Source organism: Thiolapillus sp. (genome assembly GCF_048562965.1).
Classification (GTDB): domain Bacteria; phylum Pseudomonadota; class Gammaproteobacteria; order Chromatiales; family Chromatiaceae; genus Thiolapillus; species Thiolapillus brandeum_A.
The window spans coordinates 1-515 of record NZ_JBHNMF010001686.1 but is presented as its reverse complement, the minus strand read 5'-3'; the positions used below and the strand labels follow the sequence as shown (position 1 = coordinate 515).

Here is a 515-nt window from a genome sequence, read left to right as displayed (position 1 = left end):
TTAGGAGGATCTTGAGAAATTCTTGGTATTGCCAGTACATGCGCCCCCGGCTACGAAACCGAAGGTAAATAACGATGAGAAAGAGCAAGATACAGTGGATGATATTGGTCTATGTGTTATTGGCCGCGCAAAGCGCTTGGGCCTATAAAGTAGAAACCCATGTGCGCTTTTCGCAGCAGGCAGCAACCTGTTCGGTGCTGGCGGATCCTGCGTTCATGGAGAGGCTGGGGCTTGATGGCCAAGCGTGTCTTCGGCCTCGTGATAGATTTTGGGACATCCCAGTCCCCAAAATCGACTCAGCCTTTGACAACCTATTTGTGCCCCAGCCGTCCTGGTCACCAAGCACTACGCAACAAACTCGCAAGCTCGTTGCTGCTCCGTACTTGGCTCCCATATGACTGGACGCCGCGTTCGGAGGCCTACTTTGTTGGCTCTTCCCCTGATTGAGTGGGCGCCCATCATCTAGTAATCCCATCAGGGTAAAGATCCAACCCGCCGAGATGGAAGTAAATGGC

Annotated in this window: 1 protein-coding gene; it reads left to right on the top strand. The window is 52.8% G+C overall.

Features of this window, described 5'->3' with window-relative positions:
* The first annotated feature begins 258 nt into the window (after nt 1-258).
* Complete coding sequence (locus ACOCD2_RS26215) at nt 259-447, top strand: hypothetical protein (protein ID WP_419588476.1); 189 nt, start codon at nt 259-261, stop codon at nt 445-447.
* Nucleotides 448-515 lie beyond the last annotated feature (68 nt).